19 protein-coding genes are annotated in these 21,164 nt (G+C 45.0%); 8 read left to right on the forward strand and 11 right to left on the reverse strand.

Going from position 1 to position 21,164, the window contains the following annotated elements:
* Nucleotides 1-33: 33 nt before the first annotated feature.
* The 5 genes from OPS28_RS07190 to OPS28_RS07210 all read right to left on the reverse strand — a co-directional run bounded on the left by OPS28_RS07190 (nucleotide 34) and on the right by OPS28_RS07210 (nucleotide 3,313).
* A complete protein-coding gene (locus OPS28_RS07190) occupies nucleotides 34-780 on the reverse strand; it encodes a DUF481 domain-containing protein (RefSeq protein WP_265608777.1) in 747 nt (248 codons plus the stop codon).
* 152 nt (nucleotides 781-932) lie between these two features.
* Nucleotides 933-1,754 carry a DUF481 domain-containing protein gene (locus OPS28_RS07195; protein ID WP_265608778.1) on the reverse strand — a complete coding sequence of 274 codons (822 nt, stop codon included), beginning with the start codon at nucleotides 1,752-1,754 and terminating at the stop codon, nucleotides 933-935.
* Between the two features lie 53 nt (nucleotides 1,755-1,807).
* Complete coding sequence (locus tag OPS28_RS07200; protein ID WP_265608779.1) at nucleotides 1,808-2,632, reverse strand: HDOD domain-containing protein; 825 nt, start codon at nucleotides 2,630-2,632, stop codon at nucleotides 1,808-1,810.
* 125 nt (nucleotides 2,633-2,757) lie between these two features.
* The gene (locus OPS28_RS07205; RefSeq protein ID WP_265608780.1) at nucleotides 2,758-3,045 is read right to left on the reverse strand and encodes a DUF1289 domain-containing protein; all 288 of its coding nucleotides are present in this window, start codon (nucleotides 3,043-3,045) and stop codon (nucleotides 2,758-2,760) included.
* A 34-nt stretch (nucleotides 3,046-3,079) separates the two neighbouring features.
* Complete coding sequence (locus OPS28_RS07210; protein WP_265608781.1) at nucleotides 3,080-3,313, reverse strand: hypothetical protein; 234 nt, start codon at nucleotides 3,311-3,313, stop codon at nucleotides 3,080-3,082.
* A gap of 815 nt (nucleotides 3,314-4,128) precedes the next feature.
* Here OPS28_RS07210 and OPS28_RS07215 point away from each other — a divergent pair.
* Both OPS28_RS07215 and OPS28_RS07220 read left to right on the forward strand, forming a co-directional pair.
* Nucleotides 4,129-4,359 carry a hypothetical protein gene (locus tag OPS28_RS07215; RefSeq protein WP_265608782.1) on the forward strand — a complete coding sequence of 77 codons (231 nt, stop codon included), beginning with the start codon at nucleotides 4,129-4,131 and terminating at the stop codon, nucleotides 4,357-4,359.
* Between the two features lie 12 nt (nucleotides 4,360-4,371).
* Nucleotides 4,372-4,863, forward strand: coding sequence for a hypothetical protein (locus tag OPS28_RS07220; RefSeq protein WP_265608783.1), 492 nt, complete (start codon nucleotides 4,372-4,374; stop codon nucleotides 4,861-4,863).
* Nucleotides 4,864-5,150: 287 nt separating this feature from the next.
* Here OPS28_RS07220 and OPS28_RS07225 read toward each other — a convergent pair whose 3' ends face one another.
* Nucleotides 5,151-8,309, reverse strand: coding sequence for an efflux RND transporter permease subunit (locus tag OPS28_RS07225; protein ID WP_265608784.1), 3,159 nt, complete (start codon nucleotides 8,307-8,309; stop codon nucleotides 5,151-5,153).
* Entirely contained in the window at nucleotides 8,309-9,529 is a 1,221-nt protein-coding gene (locus tag OPS28_RS07230) for an efflux RND transporter periplasmic adaptor subunit (RefSeq protein WP_265608785.1), read from the reverse strand. The genes OPS28_RS07225 and OPS28_RS07230 overlap by 1 nt, the downstream gene beginning before the upstream one ends.
* 138 nt (nucleotides 9,530-9,667) lie before the next feature.
* On the opposite strand from OPS28_RS07230, the gene OPS28_RS07235 reads away from it, so the two are divergent.
* The 6 genes from OPS28_RS07235 to arsB all read left to right on the forward strand — a co-directional run bounded on the left by OPS28_RS07235 (nucleotide 9,668) and on the right by arsB (nucleotide 13,767).
* A complete protein-coding gene (locus OPS28_RS07235; RefSeq protein WP_265608786.1) occupies nucleotides 9,668-10,693 on the forward strand; it encodes a LysR family transcriptional regulator in 1,026 nt (341 codons plus the stop codon).
* A gap of 2 nt (nucleotides 10,694-10,695) precedes the next feature.
* On the forward strand, nucleotides 10,696-11,103 hold the full coding sequence (gene arfB / locus OPS28_RS07240) for an alternative ribosome rescue aminoacyl-tRNA hydrolase ArfB (protein ID WP_265608787.1): 408 nt from the start codon (nucleotides 10,696-10,698) through the stop codon (nucleotides 11,101-11,103).
* Between the two features lie 122 nt (nucleotides 11,104-11,225).
* Complete coding sequence (locus tag OPS28_RS07245) at nucleotides 11,226-11,552, forward strand: metalloregulator ArsR/SmtB family transcription factor (protein ID WP_265608788.1); 327 nt, start codon at nucleotides 11,226-11,228, stop codon at nucleotides 11,550-11,552.
* A complete protein-coding gene (locus OPS28_RS07250; RefSeq protein ID WP_265608789.1) occupies nucleotides 11,552-12,016 on the forward strand; it encodes an arsenate reductase ArsC in 465 nt (154 codons plus the stop codon). Before OPS28_RS07245 ends, OPS28_RS07250 begins: the two co-directional genes overlap by 1 nt.
* Nucleotides 12,017-12,042: 26 nt before the next feature.
* The gene (arsH, locus tag OPS28_RS07255; protein ID WP_265608839.1) at nucleotides 12,043-12,738 is read left to right on the forward strand and encodes an arsenical resistance protein ArsH; all 696 of its coding nucleotides are present in this window, start codon (nucleotides 12,043-12,045) and stop codon (nucleotides 12,736-12,738) included.
* A 3-nt stretch (nucleotides 12,739-12,741) separates the two neighbouring features.
* Nucleotides 12,742-13,767, forward strand: coding sequence for an ACR3 family arsenite efflux transporter (arsB, locus tag OPS28_RS07260; RefSeq protein WP_265608790.1), 1,026 nt, complete (start codon nucleotides 12,742-12,744; stop codon nucleotides 13,765-13,767).
* A 59-nt stretch (nucleotides 13,768-13,826) separates the two neighbouring features.
* Here the strand turns inward: arsB and lpdA are convergent, their stop codons facing one another.
* The 4 genes from lpdA to OPS28_RS07280 all read right to left on the reverse strand — a co-directional run bounded on the left by lpdA (nucleotide 13,827) and on the right by OPS28_RS07280 (nucleotide 20,990).
* Nucleotides 13,827-15,245 carry a dihydrolipoyl dehydrogenase gene (gene lpdA, locus OPS28_RS07265; protein WP_265608791.1) on the reverse strand — a complete coding sequence of 473 codons (1,419 nt, stop codon included), beginning with the start codon at nucleotides 15,243-15,245 and terminating at the stop codon, nucleotides 13,827-13,829.
* A gap of 150 nt (nucleotides 15,246-15,395) precedes the next feature.
* The gene (aceF, locus tag OPS28_RS07270) at nucleotides 15,396-17,381 is read right to left on the reverse strand and encodes a pyruvate dehydrogenase complex dihydrolipoyllysine-residue acetyltransferase (RefSeq protein ID WP_265608792.1); all 1,986 of its coding nucleotides are present in this window, start codon (nucleotides 17,379-17,381) and stop codon (nucleotides 15,396-15,398) included.
* An 18-nt stretch (nucleotides 17,382-17,399) separates the two neighbouring features.
* Entirely contained in the window at nucleotides 17,400-20,072 is a 2,673-nt protein-coding gene (gene aceE / locus OPS28_RS07275; RefSeq protein WP_265608793.1) for a pyruvate dehydrogenase (acetyl-transferring), homodimeric type, read from the reverse strand.
* 171 nt (nucleotides 20,073-20,243) lie between these two features.
* Complete coding sequence (locus tag OPS28_RS07280) at nucleotides 20,244-20,990, reverse strand: GntR family transcriptional regulator (RefSeq protein ID WP_265608794.1); 747 nt, start codon at nucleotides 20,988-20,990, stop codon at nucleotides 20,244-20,246.
* Nucleotides 20,991-21,164 lie beyond the last annotated feature (174 nt).

A 21,164-nucleotide genomic window follows, 5' to 3' on the forward strand; every position in this document is an offset into this window, starting at 1 on the left:
CTCGGGTGAGGCCCTTGTTAGACAAGCTAGCTCTTAAAAGAAACTATAAACTAACGTAATTGATGTTTCCGTATCCAGTTTTTCAATACCTGGATCAACATCGCTGTTATGGTCCAATTTTAGTGCTACTTTCAACGACAAATTGCCACTGATTGTGGCAGAAACAGCAGTCTCAGCCCGAGATTTCGTATTGTCTTCACCCACTTCCGTACTGACGGTTTGCGTAAATTTAGCAGTCTCTGAGATTAACCATTGGTAAGCCGCCGATGCACGCACGATAGGACCATCTTGCTGTTCCCCTTCTTGCGTCTCAGCCCATGCGTAACCCGGACCGACTGAGTATTCGAAAGACATTTTGTCCGTTTCCCACAACTTGTGGTTCCAGCCCACCGCAAGCGTCGTTTGGTACTCGTAATTACTGAGTTTATCTTGTTCGTACGAGGCGAAACCAAATACACGGTAATCAGGGTTAGTTAATTTGTAGTTCGCCTGAGACGATGCAAACAGTTTTTCCGCTGAGGTGCGCTCTTCATCTTCGCCCTCGTCATTTTGAACGGTTTCTTTTTTATACAACCCTTCGATGTTGTAATCGTTACTCCACTCAGGCAACTCCTGGTGCGCCACTAATGATGCACTTAGGGACGTGGTTTCAGTATTACCGGTAGTATAGATGCCTCCTACGCCGCCTTCCATGGTAAAGGGCTTCTTATCTTGTTGTGCGATTGCTATATTCGTAGCCAACGACCCTACTATCGCCACGGCTAATAAACTTCGTTTCATCAATGTGTTCCTACCATTAATTTTTTTTAACGTTGAGTGTTATTGCGTTTATATCTTCATGCGAATAAAAAAGTTCACCCATTCACTGGATCAGACATTCATTCGACGTTTAATTAAACAAATCAAAACCGTACAGGTCTCTACCCTCTATTTTAGAAGAACCGGTAAATAAGTGAAATTGAAGATTCGGTGTTCAATTCGGCCACATCCTCAGGGGTGTTTGTTTCATGGGTAAGCGTAACCGCAAATTTTAAGGCTAACGAACTAAATATATTAGCAGTGACAGAGGTTTCAGAACGCGTTTTAATGTTATGACTGCCCGCCTCAATACTGCCAAATTGTCGAAATTTTGCCCCGGTGGTCCAAAAGTAGCGGTACTCGGCGGATGCTCTTGCGATAAAGCCATTGTTAATAGATGTTTCGGTTTCTTCCTCGACTGAAACAAACGAGTAGCCAGGCCCTACACTGTATCGAAACTCATTGACTTCATTTTGCAGGAGTTGATGCGACCAGCCAGCGGCTATTGAAGACCGATAATGAAAACCGTTAAATTCATCATTCTCATAGTCGCCATAAATAAACAGGCGACGGTCTCGATGGTTCAATTTATAATCGAATTGAGCATAACCGTACAAACGCTCTGCTGTCACTTCTCGCTCTTTTTCGCCTTCTTTACCTTTTTCGCTTTCTTTATAAAGTAATTCACCGAAGTAACGATTACTCCACCAGCGCGTTTCATGTTCAGAAACTATCCCCCCTTTGATGGAGGTAGAAGCAGAATTACCTGTGGCAAATAAGACCCCTAATTGACCGTCGAGGGTAAAATGCGGCGCTTCTTCATCTACATCAGGGATAACGTCGGGGTGATAGAGCGTACTAATTAAGCTACGCTCTTTTTTTGCTTGAGCATGGCTATGCACGCAAAGAAATAACAACATGAACACCATCAAACGGATGGCAAACGAATTTTGCATAATAATGGTCTAATCTAATATTTAGCGCACAAAAAATCGTTCCGTGAAAATTATTATCTTACCAATGATGCAATCATATCTGTCTCTCTGCGAGAATAATGGATAGCATCGTCCAACGTATCCTGTTGAATCGTTATTATCTTTTCCAGCTCAGGAGGGAGAAATTCTATTTTATTGTCTTCTTCCTGCTGCTGTTCATTGAACATAGTTCTTACCGCTACTGCTAAAACGGCAATCTCAGCGTCCGCCACTTTCTGTTTTTTATCATGTAAGTGGATAACCGGGAAATAGAGTGCAAGAGGTAACCTCCAGCTTTCCATAATAGTGCCACTACATTGAGCAAAGGTGAACTTAAAGTGATTTAATTGTTTTTCCCATGGTAACAAATCGCTATCATCATTAAGATAGTTTTCATATTTATCAGGAGAACATTTTGCTATAACCAATTCACTTAAGTTCTGCAAAATACCCATCACAAAGAAACGTTCAATCCCCCGAATACGACAATTTTTTGCCAGGTACTTGGCTACCATTCCACAATAGACTGAATTACGCCAATGCTGATCCTGATTAACTAACGGTGAGTCGAATTTTGCAAACGCGGTATTGGCTGTCTCGGCCACCACCAGATTATATAGTGCTTCGCCACCAATCACATTGACAGCTTTTGAAATTGAACCAATTTGTGAGGGAAAACGAAATAACGCACTGTTGGCCAGTCGTAGAATCTTAGCCGTTAGCGAGGGGTCTACACTAATTAATTTAGCAATATCATCTGCATCTGAGCGATGATCATCGAGTATATCGCGAATACGCAAGCAAATGTCAGGCAGGGTAAACGATTGCGACGCATAGGTAACATACTTAGTTAGAGACATATTCAACACCACTTCGAAAGAATCTTAAAATTATATCAGGCATGTTTTAAATCGCAGCTCTTTTACGTTACTTTGCAGTATGCTGAGTTATAACTGAGTACCGTTAACCACGTGTATTTGCTTTGTTATTTATCTTTATCTTTTCCAAACAAATCATATTGTGAGGGTATAGGTTCAGCGACACTCGAACTCTGTTGATTACTTCGCTGCGCTGCCTTTTTTCTTCTGTGACAAGCGGCGATAATTTTTCTTTTGGTAGCATCATCAATTTTTAGCCAGTATAGGCGTTCCTCACGGCTTCTGAAACAGCCTAAACAAAAGCCTCGCGGCCCTGACTGACACACACCAATACAGGGGCTGGGTACCTCGAAAAATTCCAATTGTGAAGGAGACGGTTCTCCTTTGGCTGCCATAGTATTGTATTCTGATGTGCATAGGTGATAAAAATTAGTCTACCAGTGTATATTCAATAGTGGAAACCACCCGCGCTTTTTTAATGTATTGGAGAAGATTGTCATTGGCAGTGACGGAGCATTGTTCTTGAGTTGCACTTATGGCTTTCCCCGAAGCGCTAACAGGAGCTTGCACAAATTTACAGTTTGTAGAATCGCCCCCTACCTCCCGCATTCCTCGTGACGCTTCCCCCATATCAACCTTCATTTGCTGCGAACGTGAAAACAAATATTCCCTGCTGGCCTTCTAATCAGGGCAAGTAAATACCCCCCATCACCTATCCGATCTAAAATGGAGTGCTTTAAGGTTCTATATACTTTGTACACTGTCAAAAAATTTGCTGTTGGATCGGAGCGCACGGTAGCGAAATTTCGCCCGTTCATCACCATAATGTGAGTTTATTTATCTCCCATTTTAGGGACGCCACTTGTTACCGCCCCGTTGTCCAAAACACAGGCAGCTAAAAACTTTGTCATTATCAGAGTCATTTTTTTGCTCCCATGCAAGGCTACTAATTAATCCCCCGTTTCATAAATATCTGTAGATCCCTTGAGCATTCTTATTCTGAACGCCCCTTTACAAGACAACCCGCTCTCACGTTTTAACCGTGGCAACGACATTAGTAAATTTACGTCCGAGGAACGTAACTCCCAGCACCAGGTCCTATGCAATAATGCGGACGGTTGCTTTGTACATTTACGCGATTGACGTTAGCTAAGTGCCCCATGTTAATCATCCACTATGGCATAAGGATGGCTTATAAAAGGGAGAATGAAGCCGAACGCTGAAGATGATATTTTTTTCATTTATGCATGGGGACAGGAAAATAAGGAATGCGACAGTGGGGTAGCTACTCCCCTAACCCTATGAAATTTATGAGTAAATAAATTCGGCGACCAAAACGTGTAAAATGTCTTGAAATTTTAAAGAAGAAGCAATGAACTTTTAAACAAAAATGTTGTGAAATGTATCCATTGGCTATATATAATTAGTACTAGGCTAAACATACCAGTTTAGCCGTGTTGCACGTTTTGGAGGTTTTTATGGCTATTCAACGTAATCGGGCTGGTTCACGTAAAACAGTGGATTTGGACGAGAACACCAACCAGCAACTAGAAAGACTAAAGGAAGTTTTTGGGACCACATCAAATTCTGACGTTATTCGCAAAGCGATTAAGTTATCTATTCTTTTGGCTAATGAAGCTGACAACGATAACTCCGTTGTCTTTGAAAGAAAAAATCAGGACAGAGTACTATTACGACTAGATTCTTAAGGGATATCAGGGATGCCGGACGGTAAACAGGAAGAGACGACTTCTGCACAAAAATCCACGCTGAAAGAGACCGTCCAGGCGAAGCATGAAGCGACTAAATCCGGTGCTGAAACTGATTCAGCACCGTCACCCGACCAACGCCAGAAAAAAGATAAACCAACCGAGTCAATGGGTTTGGAGGATGCAGTCACAAATGACGCTGCCATAAAAAGGGTCGAGCGTGAAGCCGCCGTTGAGATATTACGTAATGAAGCAGAATTAAGGAAAAACGCTGCTGAAGACATTTTAAATTTATTTAGAAAAGCCAATCTGTTCGTACTGGGGTTTCTCATCATTCTCCTGATAGTAGACATATCCTTAATCTACGCTGGAGAAGCGAGTGTCGAAGATCGCATCGTTAATGAGAAGGTAGTGATGTCATTAATTGGTGCTACCGTAATTCAATTAGGCACTATCATGATCTCGCTATCTAAATATCTTTTCCCTACGTCGGACAATAACTAAGTAAAGTCAGGCACTTTCGTTTCTATAGCTCGCGCCTACCCTATTTTCTAGCTGCAATAATAAATACGTTTAGCTGCTGCACCACCAGTCTTGAATGACCTCGTCACCATGCACGTTCTATAGCCTCACTGGTGGCGTAGAGGAGGGTGTGGATTTGCACACTGATATTGAAATAGTGCTTGAGTGCACAACGCGGCCAATATGAACTCCATTGGCCGCTTTCTGTCATGACACCTAGCAAAATTCAAGCGTGAGCAGTTCGCCACACCCTCTATTGCGCATGAGTATTATTTACTTAGCACTAGTTCGGTGGCTGGCTGTTTTGCTCGCGTTCTGCGAAGTAGTGAATAGAACACCGGGGTCAAAAGCAAACCAAAAATAGTGACCCCTATCATACCTGCAAACACCGCCACGCCCATGGCTTGACGCATCTCAGCTCCCGCACCGGTTGAGATCACCATAGGTAATACACCCATAATAAACGCAATGGACGTCATGAGGATCGGCCTTAAACGCAGTTTGCTTGCCTCTAATATTGCCTCTAAGGTATTCATGCCCTGCGCTTCCAAGTCTTTGGCGAACTCAACAATCAAAATTGCGTTTTTAGTCGCCAAGCCAACTAAAACGATCAAGCCAATCTGGGTAAACACATTATTATCTCCCCCAGCTATGCCCACGCCCACTAATGCGCTTAACAAAGTCATGGGAACAATCAATATTATCGCTAACGGTAAGGTTAAGCTTTCATATTGCGCCGCAAGCACTAGAAATACCAACAGTACCACCAAAGGAAATACGATGAGGGAGGCGTCACCAGCAAGTATTTGCTGATAGGTCAGATCGGTCCACTCATAGCTCATCCCAATCGGTAATGTTTCATCCAGAATTTTTTCTATTGCCGCTTTAGCTTGATCTGAACTGAAACCCGCCGCCGGCGCTCCATTAATTTCAGCCGTGTTGTAACCGTTGTAATGCATTACGCGATCCGGCCCAGCACTATGTTCTACTGATACAAATGAGCCTAGCGGGATCATCTGGCCTTCACTATTGCGAATTTTGTACTGAGGGATCTGGTTCGTATCCTGCCTGAATTGCGAATCTGCCTGTACATTGACCTGATAAGTACGGCCAAACAAGTTAAAGTCATTCACGTACACAGAGCCTAAATATGCTTGCAATGTACTGAACAGACTGTCGGTTGTTACACCCTGACTTATCGCCTTGGTGCGGTCAACATCTACGTCTAATTGGGGAACATTCACCCTGAAGCTTGAAAACGTATCCGTTAATGCCGGATCTTGCCAGGCTTTTCCTACTACCTGTTGAGTCACTTCATCAAGCGTTTTAAAACCTAAGTTAGCTTTATCCTGAATTTGTAATTTGAATCCGCCAATGGTACCCAGCCCCATCACTGGCGGAGGTGGGAAAATGGCAACAAATGCCCCTTTTATTGCGCCAAATTGCTGATTTAACTGCACCGCAATAGCACCAGCGGACAGTTCAGGTGTCGTTCTTTCTGCAAAGGGTTTAAGTGGTGTGAATAACACGCCTGAACTGCTGCTATTGGTAAACCCGTTAATATTTAGACCTGGAAATGCCACAGCATCCGCTACACCAGGGTGTTGCATGGCAATTTCCGACATTTGTCTAATCACATCTTCGGTGCGATCCAAGGAAGCCGCATCAGGTAATTGAGCGAATGCTACCAAATACATTTTATCTTGCGCCGGCACATAGCCCGTAGGTGTACTTTCAAATTGTTGCCAGGTCAACGCGAGTAAACCCATGTATAGCACAAGTACCACACCACCTTTGCGTACTAAACGATTGACCCCACGGGTATACGCCTTGCCACCACGGTTAAACATACGATTAAATGGCCCAAACACACAGCGTCCCAACAATGAATCCATCACTTTGGTTAATGCGTCTTTTGGCGCATCGTGGTTTTTAAGTAGCAGTGCGGAGAGGGCAGGACTTAAGGTTAGCGAGTTAATTGCTGAAATAATGGTAGAAATAGTAATAGTTAACGCGAACTGTTTATAAAACTGGCCGGTTAATCCAGACATAAAAGCGGTAGGGATAAATACCGCAGCCAGCACCAAGGTGGTGGCAATAATGGGCCCTGTAACCTCTTTCATCGCTTGTTGGGTGGCTGCAACTGAGCTCAAGCCCTGGGCGATATTTCGCTCGACATTTTCCACTACGACGATAGCATCATCCACCACGATACCGATAGCCAATACCAAGCCAAACAATGACAACGCGTTAAGTGAAAACCCCATCAATTGCATAAACGCAAAAGTACCCACCATAGAGACTGGAACTGCCACTAATGGAATAATGGAGGCGCGCCACGTTTGCAAAAACAGTACAACCACCAACACAACTAACAGCACGGCTTCGAGTAATGTATTGACCACTGCTTCTATCGACCCTCGAACAAATACCGTTGGGTCATAGACAATTTCATATACCAATCCCTCAGGAAAGTTCTGCGATAATTTTGCCATGGTAGAACGAACGTTATCGGAGATATCGATCGCGTTTGAACCGGGCGCTTGAAAGATTGGGATGGCAGCTGCTGGTTGGTTGTTTAGTAAAGAGCGTAGTACGTAATAATCCGCCCCTAATTCGACCCTGGCGATATCTTTTAAGCGCGTAAGTTGTCCTGTGGATGAACGCTTAACGATAATGTTTTTAAATTCGCTTTCGTCCTTTAAACGTCCACGTACGTTAATGAGTAAATTGAAATCACTGTTACCTGAAGGTTGAGCCCCTAGACTACCGGCGGCCGCCTGCTGGTTTTGTGCGCGAATGGCACTGACCACATCCGTAGGGTTTAAATTGAGTTCTGCCATACGGTCTGGATTGAGCCACACCCGCATACTAAATTCGCCCGCGCCAAAAACCCGAGCCTGTCCCACACCTTCCACCCGTGCCAGTTCGTCTTTAACAAATTGCTGGGCGTAGTTTGACAAGTAAAGCATGTCATAGCGGCTATCGGGCGACGTTAAATGTACTACCATTGTTAAATCAGGCGATGACTTTTCGGTCACTACGCCCAAACGCTGTACTTCTTGCGGTAATCTTGGTAGTGCGCGATTAACTCGGTTTTGCACAAGCGTGGTCGCCTCCCCCGGATCAGTGCCGATAGCGAAGGTTAACGTTAATGTCATTCGTCCATCTGAAGTGGATTGTGACGAACTATATAACAAACCTTCTACCCCATTGATCTCATCTTCCAGGGGGCTGGCTACAGTTTCTCCAATTACTTTGGGGTTTGCACCTGGGTAGTTTGCCGTGATCACGACAGTTGGTGGTACGACATCAGGATATTCAGTAATCGGAAGCTGCCACACCGACAGTGCACCAGCGATAAATATCATCAGTGAAATAACACCTGCGAAAACTGGGCGCTTGATAAAAAATTGCGCGATATTCATCAATTGCCTCCCGCTGAAATACTTGAAGATTCACGCATAGCGGTAGCAATTTCGGCCCGTTCTTGCCATTTCATAAGCGCGTTAAGTGCTTCTTGGGGCGCCATATCAATTTCATTCGGTGCGACTACCGCACCGGGGCGAACACGCTGTAAGCCATTAAGTATTATGGCTTCGCCAGCTTGCAGACCTGATTCAACGACGCGCAACTTGCCTAATTTATCGCCTACTATGATGGGCCGATAACTAATGGTGTTGTCGGGACCAACCACAAAAACAAACTTGTTATTTAGATCAGTACCTATTGCTTTTTCGCTGATCAACACGCGGGGTTGTGTTTCACTGCTGGTCAGTTTGATATGCGCAAACATACCCGGCAGCAATTTACCATTTTTGTTGTCGAACACTGCGCGAACGCGGATCGTGCCAGATGTAGGATTAACCTGGTTATCAATAAAATCCAATTTCCCCCAGTAATTTTTTTCCGGGTTGGAGCCTACTTGTAAAGCAACCGCTAGATCAGAAGGTATTGTACTGTGTGTCTCACGTTTAGCTAAAAAATCTAAATAGGTTTGCTCATCCACATCAAAATATGCATGCAGCTTGTCAGTAGATACCACAGTAGTCAGCACAGTATCACCCGCTTTCACAAAATTGCCAGCGGTAACATTCGCGCGGGAAATACGGCCGGTAATGGGGGCTTCTATTCTGGCAAAGCCTCTTTGCAAGCGTGCGATATCAAGTTGTGCCGCCACAGCCGCTACTTGTGCCTCAGCTTGCGTAACGCTTGCCTGACGAGTATCAAGTACTTCTTCAGACACAGACTGAGAGGCTTTCAATTTGTTGGCACGGGATAAATCCTGTTGCGCAAGTTTAAGCTGGCTCTGCACGCTTTCTAACTGCGCTTCGAGATGCTTTACTTCGGCCTGAAATTGACGATTATCAATTAGAAATAAGGTGTCGCCTTTTTCAACCTTATCGCCTTCCCGAAAAGCGACGTAGTCTATATAACCAGACACGCGAGGACGTAACGTAACGGTTTGCGGTGCTTCCAATCGCCCACTGAAAGAATCCCATAACGCTACTTTTTTACTAATAACCTGAGCGGTATCAACAGGAGTAGCGTGCGGGCCCTGATTGGGCTGCGCGCGATTTACTTCACCGCACGCTAGTAGAATAGTGGTGACCCAAAGGACAATACTGAACTTGAAAGAAATATGCATCTTCGCTACCTGAAAATTGGATTGAGCGCATTATGCCTTCGACAATTCAACATTAATAATTATATTTCCATATACATTTCATCACACAATGTTATATATTTGCACTTCGCCACCCCCCAAGTGAAAAGGTAACGTTTTATGCGCAGCAACGATCTTAATCTACTGATGATTTTTGACGCCATCATGACAGAAGGGGCCATAACTCGTGCAGCCGATCGCTTGGCTATGACCCAACCTGCGGTTTCTAATGCGTTGTCACGTATGCGTATTGCGTGGAAAGATGAACTTTTTGTAAAAGATGGACGGGGTATTCAGCCTACGTCTTTTGCTTTAAATTTATGGAGTCAAATTAAGGGACCACTAGGGCAATTGGAAGATGCCGTTAACCCAAGTCATTTCGATCCAGCTACGGCAAGACGCACATTTCGCATATCTGCATCCGATATTATCGTCGATATGTTGTGGGGACCATTGCGTCACATTATTGAAACTGAAGCGCCTGGAATAAACATTTACGCTATGCCGAATGCTGCGGCGAATACTGAAAAGGTATTGAATGACGCAGAAGCCGATTTGGTGATTGGTAAGTTTCCGATGGCTGATAACGTCATTCGAAGCGAGCAAATTCTTGAACCTAGTTATGTATGTATAATGCGCCCAAATCATCCGCTTGCTAAAGAAGAACTGACATTACAGGGTTTTGCAGATGCGGATCATCTTTTAGTGTCTATCTCAGGTGATGTGACGGGTATTACAGACCAAGCACTTATGAATGTCGGACTGACACGCCGAGTCGCGATGTCTGTCAATCATTTTCATGCCGTAGCGCCTTTACTTCAACAAAGTGATTTAATTTGTGTGGTACCGTCCATTGCAGTTGAAAAAGAAGTTTTCTCAGGCAAGCTGGCGGTATTCGAAACCCCGATTGAGTTAGCTAAAACGCCAATAGGTGTAATGTGGCATAAACGCCAAGACCATGATTTAGGCTTGCAATGGTTACGACGTTTGGTAACCCAATTTTTGCGAGAGCGAAGCGATCAGCATAAAGCACTGCTTTCTCGCTGTTGTCGCAAAGGCTATTGTCCTGATGCATTAAAGGAACTGATGGCAAAACGAGCCAATGAAGATTGTACGTTACCTGTTGTTGATATGAAAAGGGCATAAAAATGTCAGGCTATAATGCTAAGTTAGGTGAAGCAGATGTTGAATTAAGTGCCATTCGCGCACAGGGTTCTGGCGGGCAAAACGTTAATAAAGTAAGTAGCGCGATACACTTACGTTTCGACATTAATGAATCGACGTTACCTGACGAAGTAAAAGTGCGTCTTTTGAGAACTAAAGACTCAAGAATTACGACTGACGGTGTATTTGTATTGAAAGCCCAGCAATATCGAACGCAAGAGCAAAACCGAGCCGATGCAATATTGCGGTTGAACGAGTGGATAACTGAATCAACCAAAGTGCAAAAAAAGCGTCGCCCCACCAAAGTTTCCCGGGCTGTAAAAGCCCGTCGGCAGCAAGCCAAAAAGGCTAACAGCGATAAAAAATTACGTAGACAAAAACCTGATTTCTAATATCTAGGTTTGACATACGAAATTTCATATATATGATACGCCATATATCACTTCCAGCCTCATCAATATATTTATGCGCTGCGTGAGCGCCCATTTTTACGGGTTGGGATAAAGGAGGCTATATGGGGTTTCCCCTGCAATTTTTTAAATGTCTGGCAGACGATACCCGTCTAAAAATCTTATTGCTTATTGCGACCCGCGAAGAACTCTGTGTATGTGACTTCCAGTCCTCACTTAAACTGAGCCAACCCAAAATTTCCCGTCATCTTGCGGAATTGAGACGGTGTGAATTAGTGCAGGATGAACGTCGCGGGAAATGGGTATTTTACCGCCTGCATGACCAATTACCCGAGTGGGCGCATGATGTACTCAAACTGACTCACTACAACTGTCCTGAATATTTAGTAGAAACCCTTAAACAACTTTCCCCTTGTTGCGAGAATGACTAATGAAAATCCTTTTTATCTGCACCCACAATCGGTGCCGTAGTATTTTGTCTGAAGCTATTACTAATCAGTTAACCGATAGCAATGTGGTCGCACGCAGTGCAGGCAGTCAACCCGTGGGTGAAGTCCACCCTCTTTCGCTTAAGTATCTTAAGCTAACAGGGTTCGATACAAGCGGACTTTTAAGTAAATCCTGGGATAAACTTGAAGACTTTGCCCCCGATGTAGTCGTTACCGTCTGTGACAGTGCAGCGAAAGAAAGTTGCCCGGTATGGTTTGGCGAGGCAATTAACGTTCATTGGGGATTAGAAGATCCCTCGAAAATGAATGATGCATCACAAGCGGAACAAGCGTTTTTGCACACTATTGACATCATCAGTACACGTGCAAAAGCCCTAAACTACATTGCTCAACAACCAAAAACAGAATGGCACCACGCGTTAAAAAAATTAGGAGCGAATGAGTGAGTGTAACCGATTTATCTACCCCCAACTTGAACGAAGATGAGTTTATCATCCCTGAACAAGCGCAATTGAAGCGTCAAGCGTCAACACATAAACCCCGTATTTTGTTACTGTACGGTTCGCTTAGAAAACGTTCATTCAGCAAATTGGTCGTTGAGGAATGTGCTCGATTACTAATCCGAATGGGCGCGGAGGTGCGCATTTATGATCCAAAAGGATTACCTCTCCCTGATGGTGATGAAGACACACACCCTAAAGTTCAGGAATTAAGAGAACTTGTCGTATGGTCTGAAGGTCAGGTGTGGTGTTCACCTGAAAGGCACGGTTCAATGACGGGAATTATGAAGTCACAGATTGACTGGGTCCCCCTTTCGTTAGGTGCGGTGCGGCCTACTCAGGGAAAAACACTGGCCGTAATGCAAGTTGAAGGCGGATCTCAGTCGTTTAATGTAGTCAACCAATTGCGGGTGTTGGGCCGCTGGATGCGCATGATCACTATCCCTAACCAGTCGTCAGTAGCCAAAGCATTTCTTGAATTCGACGACGATAACCGTATGAAACCCTCAGCCTATTACAATCGAATAGTTGATGTAATGGAAGAGCTAATGAAATTCACATTGCTTACTCGCGACAACAGCGATTATCTGGTCGATCGTTACTCAGAACGGGTCGAAACTGCTGAGCAGTTATTACAACGCGTAAACCAAAAAAATAATAAAGGATAAAGTATGGGCTTGTTTGAACGTTACCTCTCTGTTTGGGTAGGGTTGTGTATTGTCGTTGGGGTGGTCGCTGGAACTTTGTTTCCTGATTGGTTCGCCTTAGTTGCCGATCTGGAATATGCACATGTGAATTTAGTAATCGCTGTGCTTATTTGGTTAATGATTTACCCAATGATGATCCAGATTGATTTCGCCTCACTCAAAGACGTAGGCAAAGCCCCTAAAGGCTTAGTGTTAACCTTGGTGATCAACTGGCTAATTAAACCTTTTACTATGGCGTTGTTAGGTTGGTTATTCTTTGAGGGCATTTTTGCCCAGTGGGTTGACCCACAATCGGCCAGCGAGTACATCGCGGGCATGATTTTATTAGGCGTCGCACCTTGTACCGCCATGGTATTTGTGTGGAGCCATTTAACTAAAGGTGACGCGAACTACACCCTCGTACAAGTGTCTGTTAATGACGTTATCATGGTGTTTGCATTTGCCCCTATTGCCGCTTTTCTGCTTGGGGTAAGCGATATTGAAGTACCTTGGGAAACCCTGCTGTTATCTGTAGTGATTTATGTTGTGCTGCCTTTAATCTTAGGTATGGCTACACGTCAAATTCTACATAATGATAAGGATGATATGCGCTTAAATCACTTTATCGCGCAATTAAAGCCCTTCTCGATTATTGGCTTACTGCTTACGATAATTTTATTGTTTGGCTTACAAGCTGATACTTTGCTGGAAAAACCACTTGTTATCGGCATGATCGCAATCCCGTTGCTTATTCAAACCTATGGCATCTTTGCGTTAGCTTACTTTATTGCGCTGAAAATGCGTTTGCCTCATCGCGTGGCCTCGCCAGCGTGCATGATTGGTACGTCGAACTTCTTCGAGCTTGCCGTTGCTATGGCTGTTTCATTATTCGGCCTGCACTCTGGTGCTGCTTTAGCAACCGTTGTGGGGGTATTGGTAGAAGTTCCCGTAATGCTGTCACTGGTGTGGTTTGCCAATCGCACCCGGCATTGGTTTGAAACACCGGCGTAAACCGCTGCTAAAAAAAACGCCCGCATAAAGCGGGCGTTTTTTTATGTCTAATAACGAAGTTACTTCTTCTTCGCCTTAGGATTTGGCATATCAGTAATGCTTCCTTCGAAGATTTCTGAGGCCAGACCGATTGACTCATTAAGGGTTGGGTGAGCATGGATGGTTAATGCTACATCCTCTGCGTCTGCGCCCATTTCAATGGCAAGCCCGATTTCACCAAGCATTTCACCGGCGTTCGTCCCAACCATAGCCCCACCGATAACACGACCTGATTCTTTATCAAAAATCATCTTGGTCATACCATTAGTAGCATCAGATGCAATTGCACGACCTGAAGCAGACCATGGGAAAGTAGCCGTCTCATAGCTTACGCCCTGCTCTTTCGCTTCTTTCTCAGTTAAACCAACCCAAGCAACTTCTGGCTCAGTATAAGCAACTGATGGGATGCAACGAGGGTCAAAGTAATGCTTCTTACCAGAGATCACTTCTGCGGCAACATGACCTTCGTGGACGGCTTTATGCGCAAGCATTGGCTGACCAACTACATCACCGATAGCATAAATGTGTTCAACATTAGTTTTCATCTGTTTGTTAACATTGATGAATCCGCGGTCGTCTACTTCGACGCCGGCTTTATCCGCATCTATTAATTTACCGTTCGGGCGTCGGCCCACTGCCACTAACACTTTATCGTAACGAACAGCTTCTGAAGGCGCTTGTTTACCTTCGAACGTGACATACAGACCGTCTTTCTTTGCTTCTACGTTAGTGACTTTGGTTTCAACCATAACGTTGAACTTTTCTTTGTACGACTTCATGAACACTTTCATGATGTCTTTATCGGCCGCAGGAATTAACTGGTCTAAAAATTCAACCACGTCAATTTTGGAGCCGAGCGCTTCGTATACTGTGCCCATTTCCAGCCCGATAATACCACCACCTAGCACTAACATTTTTTCAGGCACGTCTTTAAGCTCAAGTGCACCCGTTGAATCAATTACGCGATCGTCTTCGGGAATGAAAGGTAATGATACCGGCTCAGAACCTGCTGCGATTATTGCCTGCTCAAACTTGATAGTAGTTTTACCGTCTTTACCTTCTACTTCCAGTGTATTTGCACCCGTGAACTTGCCGTAACCTTGTACGTGCTTCACTTTGCGCATTTTGGACATACCTGACAGACCTTTGGTCAACTGACCTACTACGCTATCCTTGTAGCTGCGCAACTTATCCAGGTCAATTTTCGGTTCACCAAAGGTTACGCCGTGAGCGCCTAAATGACTGGCCTCCTTGATTACCTTAGCCACGTGTAAAAGCGCTTTGGAAGGAATACAGCCTACGTTAAGGCAAACACCACCTAAGGTGTCTCGGGCGTCAACGATGACGGTTTCGATGCCTAAATCGGCTGCACGGAATGCGGCTGAATAGCCACCTGGTCCTGCTCCTAATACGACTAACTGAGTTTTGATTTCGCTCATTGTGACCTCAAATCTGTCCTGTTTTTATAAAACGAATAAAGCTGGATTTTAACCAGTCGCTGGTAGGGCGTAAAGCTAACTAGTCAAAAAGCCTCATAAAATGTGTAAATCGGGGATGATGCATCATCATCCCCGGCTGCTAAATCAGATTTACAATAAAATCTGTCTTAAATCTTCCAGCACTTGTTTCAAGTGCACCGCAAAACGCGCCGCCACAGCACCATCGATAACCCTATGGTCGTACGAAAGTGATAAGGGCAACATCAGGCGCGGTTCAAACTCAGTACCGTTCCATTTGGGTTTCATATCACTTTTCGATACCCCCAGGATCGCCACGTCAGGTGCGTTAACAATGGGTGTAAATGCAGTACCACCAATACCGCCCAGACTTGAAATGGTAAAGCAGCTACCTTGCATGTCTGCAGATTTCAACTTCCCATCCCGGGCTTTTATGCTAATTTCCATCAACTCTTTGGAAAGTTCATGGATGCCTTTTTGATCCACATCGCGCACCACTGGGACCACTAAGCCCCCGGGCGTGTCCACTGCAATACCTATATGGTAATACTTTTTCTGAATTAAAGACTCGCCGTCAGCAGAAAGTGAAGTATTAAATATCGGATAAGCTTTTAATGCATCCGCTACCGCTTTCATCATAAATACCAGCGGCGTTATCTTGATTCCTAGCTTACGTTTTTCAGCCACCGCATTTTGATCTTTCCTGAATGCTTCCAGGTCGGTGATATCCGCTTCTTCAAACTGCGTGACATGGGGAATGGTTACCCAGTTCCGATGCAGATTCGGCCCGGAAATTTTCTGAATGCGCGTTAATGGCTTCTTTTCCACTTCACCGAATTTGGCAAAATCCACTTTCGGTGGTGCAATTACCTGTAACCCACCTTCGCCTTGAGCAACTGAACCTGCCGTTGCTTTAGGACGAGCAAGTTCATATTTCACATATGACTGCACATCTTCTTTTAGAATACGATTTTTAGGACCACTGCCTGAGACCTGCGTCAGATCTACACCAAACTCTCTCGCCAAACGTCGAACCGATGGCGATGCGTGTACCTTGCCGGACTTCTGTTTTTCACCCGCTGACGGGTGGTGCGGAACCGGAGGGGGTTTAGGTCGACTGGTATCCTGTGTAGATTCTGCTTTGCGTGATGACGCAGTAGAGGCGGATGGTTGCTCGTCAGACGATGACTTTGCCTCGCCCGCTACTTTAAGCATTAAAATAGCTGAACCTTGAGAAACCTTATCACCTTGCTTAACCATCAACTTAGTAACCGTTCCACCTTGGGGTGCTGGTACATCCATAGTCGCCTTATCGGTTTCTAAGGTAATCAAACCATCTTCGGCGTTAATCGTGTCCCCTTCAGCAACCAATAGCTCAATGATGTCAACGTCACTCGCATCCCCAATATCGGGAACAGATACTTCAATTTCCTGTTCTTCACCTGTAGAAGCCGAAGAGGAAGCATCGGCTTGAGCAGACTCTTGTGCTTCTTCAGCGACATCTTCCTCACTACCCGCGCTTTCAAGTAGGAGGATTAATGACCCTTCGCTGACTTTGTCACCTACGTTAACTTTTAGCTCTTTAATTTTCCCTGCTTGAGGTGCGGGCACATCCATAGTTGCTTTATCTGTTTCCAACGTGATAAGGCCATCTTCCGCTTCAACCGAATCCCCTATAGCAACCAGAATTTCGATAATTTCAACCTCTGCGGCGTCGCCAATATCGGGGACTTTTACCTCGACTGTGCCGCCGGTTCCGGAAGATTTCGCCGCTGCTTTTTCTTGCCTAGGCTGATCTTTCGATTCTTCTTGCGCTTGCGGTTCTTCTTTGCTTTCGTCAGCTTCGTTAGACGTGTCTTCATTGTCAGCATCCGTTTCATCAGACACTTCAATTTTTGCTAGTAAGTCACCTTCACTGATTTTATCGCCTACTTTCACACATAGCTCTTTAAGCTTGCCAGCAAAGGGAGCGGGTATATCCATACTGGCTTTGTCACTTTCAACCGTGACCAGAGAGCCTTCCTGTTCTACATCATCTCCCGCAGAGAGACAGAGCTCAATAACTTCCACGCCTTCTTCACCTAAATCAGGTACGCGTACTTCTTTAATATTCGACATATTAATGTTCTCCCTGAGTTATGCGTAAAGCGGGTTAATTTTTTCAGCGTCGATGTTCAACTTTTCCATCGCGCTAGTGAGCGTTTTCTTATCCACGTCACCTGCTTTAAATAGTTCGTAAAGCGCAGCAAACGCGATGTGATTTGCGTCCACCTCGAAGTGTTTACGCAGATTGGCGCGGCTGTCTGAACGGCCAAAACCATCTGTTCCCAACACTCGGTAACTACCGGGAACGAATGCCCGCACCTGGTCAGCATAATTCTTAATATAATCTGTGGCGGCAATAGTCGGGCCGTCAATTCCTTCTGCTAACACTTCCGTGATATAAGGTCTACGGCTGTCTTTATCAGCATGTAACATATTATGACGGTCACAATCGAAACCATCTCGGGCTAATTCGTTAAACGAAGTCACACTGTATACTTCAGAGACCACGTCAAATTGTTCTGCTAGCATATTCGCAGCTTCGCGAACTTGCAGGAGAATCGTACCCGATCCTAGCAATTTAACCTTTCGTTTGCGCTTCTTGTCCCCAACTGTATCCAACAGGTAAATACCTTTGACAATGCCCTCTTCTATTCCTTTTGGCATTTCAGGTTGGGCATAGTTTTCGTTCATTACGGTTAAGTAGTAGAATACATTTTCCTGCTCTTCCATCATTCGGCGTAAGCCGTCCTGAACGATAACCGCAATTTCGTATCCGTAGGTTGGGTCATAGCTTACACAATTGGGAATCAGTGCGGCTTGTGTATGACTGTGTCCGTCCTGATGCTGTAAGCCTTCACCGTTGAGCGTTGTTCGTCCTGCCGTTCCCCCCACAAGGAAACCCCGTGCCTGACTGTCGCCCGCCGCCCAGGCAAGATCGCCTACGCGCTGGAAACCAAACATAGAGTAGTAAATGTAAACCGGAATCATCGGCAGATCGTTTGTACTGTACGACGTACCAGCCGCCAACCATGACGCCATGGCGCCTAGTTCATTGATACCTTCTTGCAGTACCTGACCTTTTTTATCTTCACGGTAATAAGCTACCTGGTCAGAGTCCTGAGGCTCATATTTTTGACCCTGAGAAGAGTAAATACCCACTTGACGGAATAAGCCTTCCATACCAAAGGTACGTGCTTCATCTGGAATAATCGGCACCACACGTTTACCAATCTGCTTATCTTTTAACATGGCCGTTAACACGCGCACAAATGCCATGGTAGTTGATATTTCGCGATCACCAGAGCCTTTCGTTACCGCTTCAAATGCTTTTAACTGAGGTGCGGGTAATTCTTCACTGCTCTTATCTAAGCGCCTAGGCATAAAGCCATGCAACGCATCACGACGGGCGCGCAGATACTTCATTTCTTCACTGTCATCGTCGAACTTGTAGTAGGGCAAGTTTTCCAGCTCTACATCTTCTACTGGAATATTGAAACGATCACGATAAGCCTTAACCGCATCCATATCCATTTTCTTGACCTGGTGGGCAATATTTTTTCCTTCGCCCGCTGCGCCCATGCCGTAACCTTTAACGGTTTTCGCCAGAATAACCTGAGGACGTCCTTCTGTGTTTACTGCGCGGTCATAGGCTGCGTAAACTTTAACAGGATCATGACCACCACGATTCAAGCGCCAGATATCTTCGTCTGACATATTGGCGACCATTTCTTTTAGTTCTGGGTACTTCCCAAAGAAATGTTCGCGCGTATATGCGCCACCTTTGGCTTTATAATTTTGATATTCACCATCGACCGTCTCGTTCATCAGGTCCAGTAATTTTCCTGATGTATCCCGAGCAAGCAGTGGATCCCAATAGCGGCCCCAAATAACTTTGATGACTTCCCAGCCTGCGCCTCGGAACGTCCCTTCCAATTCTTGGATGATCTTCGCGTTACCACGCACCGGCCCATCAAGGCGTTGTAAATTACAGTTGATAACAAACGTTAGATTGTCTAACCCTTCACGCGAAGCAAGACCAATTGCGCCCAAGCTTTCTGGCTCGTCACACTCACCATCGCCTAAGAAACACCATACACGCTGTTGCGAACAATCTTTCAAACCACGATTGGTTAGATATTTAAGGAAACGCGCCAAATAAATTGCCTGCATTGGACCTAAGCCCATTGATACAGTAGGAAATTGCCAGAAATCCGGCATTAACTTTGGATGCGGATAGGAAGACAGCCCGTTACCTTCCGCTTCTTGGCGGAACATATCCAGTTGGTCTTCGCTCAAGCGCCCTTCTATGTACGCGCGAGAATAAATACCAGGAGAAACGTGGCCCTGAATAAATAAAAAGTCGCCACCATCTTTGTCATTCGGGGCGCGGAAGAAGTGGTTAAAACCCACATCATATAGCATAGCCGAAGAGGCAAAGCTGGAGATATGCCCCCCCAATTCAAGATTCTTCTTGGATGCACGCAACACCATCATTAAAGCGTTCCAACGCAACGCATTACGAATTTTAGCTTCCAGCGTTTGATCGCCAGGCATAGTCGGCTCTTGCCCTGGCGGAATGGTGTTTATGTATGCAGTAGTGGCATCATAGGGTAAGTGGGCACCGTTTCTACGTGCTTTTTCAATCAATGATTCCAACAAAAAGTGCGCTCTTTCGACGCCTTCTTCTTCTAAAACAGACTCTAACGACTCCAGCCATTCTTGTGTTTCTTGCGGATCCACATCTTGGTGCATCATCTCAGTCATGGTGCCATCCTATTTTTGCTGATATAGAAAACCGCCTTTAGCTATTATTCTAAAGGCGGATACTAATGTTAAGTTTTACTTACTGTAAGCTGTTAAAGCTCACCCTATTCGCTATTCAATGTAGAATTGCTTTAATTTTACTTTTTACTTTTTACTTTTTACTGCTTACTCTTAAGATTCCAGTCGACGCAGCGCACGTTGCACTCTGCTATCCCGCTGATTAATGCTTAACAGTGTTTGTTCAATATAAGCCAGATGATCGTTACACGCTTGTCTGGCCGCATCCGGATCCCGTTTCGCAATAGCAGCAACGATCGTTTTGCGTTGTCCAGCTAATTCGTCATATACGTTCACGTGTTTTGACAACATGGTCAGGTTACGTTCAATGTTGTCCACTAACATGCTTTGCATGGTACGCATCACGTGAAGTAACACCATATTATGTGACGCTTTCGCCATAGTCAGATAAAACTGTCCCAACCCTTCAGCTAGCTCGCGTGGCGTCTGCCCTGAGTCCCTACCTGGCAGATTCGCTAATGCTTCCTCCAGTGCCATGTAGTCTTCGGGTTGTCCCCGCAAAGCCGCGTAATAAGCAGACATGCCTTCAAGTGCATGCCTAAACTCTAGTAAATCAAACTGAGTTTCAGGCCTTCTGCTAATGAGTGACATCAACGGATCCATCACCGCCGCATTGATGTCCCGACTGACATAAGTTCCTCCGCCCTGTTTACGCTCTACCAGGCCTCTGGCCTGGAGGTTGCCAATGGCTTCGCGCAAAGAAGGACGCGACACATCAAACTGCGCAGCTAATTCTCGCTCAGGAGGTAGCTTTTGACCCGCCAGCAATGAACCATCTAAAATCATAGACTCCAATTGCTCAGTGATCACGTCAGCCAGTTTTTTGCGCCCGTGTTGCATCTGGTCCCATTCCAAAACAAATTTATGCGTGCTCAATTTGTAAACAATATTGAGTCTTGCAGGTAAATTGGTAATACCATTTTACCCGCGTAGTGTAGGTGAGATTGTCAGATTGGTAAACTATTACCGAGGTTTAAAAAACATTACTGTAGCGTAATTATATCGCTTAGCCTT

Source organism: Alteromonas sp. ASW11-130 (genome assembly GCF_026183735.1).
GTDB lineage: Bacteria > Pseudomonadota > Gammaproteobacteria > Enterobacterales > Alteromonadaceae > Alteromonas.